Annotated in this window: 2 protein-coding genes and 1 pseudogene; 2 read left to right on the top strand and 1 reads right to left on the bottom strand. The window is 73.0% G+C overall.

Translation table 11 applies throughout. From position 1 onward, the window contains the following. Positions 1–549 (bottom strand): AIR synthase related protein (locus SACHA_RS0100710; protein WP_019806381.1); only part of this gene is annotated, 549 nt, incomplete at its 3' end. Positions 550–738: 189 nt separating this feature from the next. Here SACHA_RS0100710 and SACHA_RS0100705 point away from each other — a divergent pair. Together SACHA_RS0100705 and SACHA_RS25855 are read left to right on the top strand one after the other, a co-directional pair. Beyond that, the gene (locus tag SACHA_RS0100705; RefSeq protein WP_019806379.1) at positions 739–972 is read left to right on the top strand and encodes an Lrp/AsnC ligand binding domain-containing protein; all 234 of its coding nucleotides are present in this window, start codon (positions 739–741) and stop codon (positions 970–972) included. A 20-nt stretch (positions 973–992) separates the two neighbouring features. Then, positions 993–1183, top strand: a pseudogene (locus tag SACHA_RS25855) (hypothetical protein); the annotation flags it as partial.

The raw sequence follows: 1183 nt of genomic DNA, 5'->3' as shown, positions 1-1183 counted from the left end.
GAGCACGGCCAGCCCCGCCGCGGCCCAGCCGAGTCGGCCGCACACGGCGAGCACGTCCCCGGGTCGCGCCCCGGACCGGGTCACCGGCTCCCGACCGCCGAGGTCCCCGAGTGCGGTCACCCCAATGATCATCTTGTCCGCCCGTACCGTGTCCCCGCCGACCACACCGGCCCGGGTGCGCCCCACCTCGGCGGCGAGCCCGTCGAACAGCTCCGTGACGGTGGTCACGGGGGTCTCTCCGGGGCACGCGAGACTGACCACGACCGAGGTCGGCGTCGCCCCCATGGCGGCGACGTCGGCGAGGTTCACCGCCGCCGCCTTCCGCCCCACTGGGCGGGGTGACCAGTCGAGGCGGAAGTGCACACCCTCGACGAGCGTGTCCGTGGTGAGCACCACCCGCCCGTCGGGAGCGGCCACCACCGCGGCGTCGTCGCCGGGGCCGAGCACCGTTCCCGACGGCTGTCTCCGCCCCGTCGTGATCGCGTGGATCAGGCCGAACTCACCGGCGCCCGCCACGGTGTCCGCGCCGGGCGTCGAGTCGTGTTCCACACACACCTCCGGTTCTCGGGTCGATGCGCGCCTACCGGATCCGCGCATCTGAGATCATCGCGACGCTGCGGTACCTTGCCTGTCGGGTGCCCGGTCGCCGTCCGGGTGTCCGCCGGGTTCCCTGTGTCCACCGGGTTTCCTGTCCACCGGTCGCCGTCGGCGGCGACCGACACGAAAGGGTGCAGCGCCGTGGTGCACGCATACATCCTCATCCAGACCGAGGTCGGCAGGGCGGCCGCGGTGGCCGCCGAGATCGCCGACATCCCCGGGGTCGCCAGCTCCGAGGACGTCACCGGACCCTACGACGTCATCGTCCGCGCCGAGGCGGCCGACGTCGACCAGCTCGGCAGGCTCGTGGTCGCCCGGGTGCAGAACGTCGAGGGGATCACACGGACGCTGACCTGCCCCGTCGTCCACCTGTGAGGCTGTGCTGTAGTGGGGGCGTGAGCGACACCGCAGCTCCCTCGCGCGTCCGTCTGATCGTCGCCGCGGCACTGGCCTCGGCGCTGGCCGTCGCGGTCGTCGTGCTCGGGCTCGTCGCCTCCCCCCAAGCTGACCCCGCTCATCTTCGTGCTGTTCTTCCTGATCAAACGGCAGTACCGGGCCGCGGCCGTGGCCGTGGGCACGTTCGCCG

Origin of the sequence: Saccharomonospora halophila 8 (genome assembly GCF_000383775.1) — a bacterium.
In the GTDB taxonomy this organism is placed as follows: domain Bacteria; phylum Actinomycetota; class Actinomycetes; order Mycobacteriales; family Pseudonocardiaceae; genus Saccharomonospora; species Saccharomonospora halophila.
The sequence above is the reverse complement of the archived record's forward strand: the minus strand, read 5'-3'. Positions and strand labels throughout refer to the sequence as shown.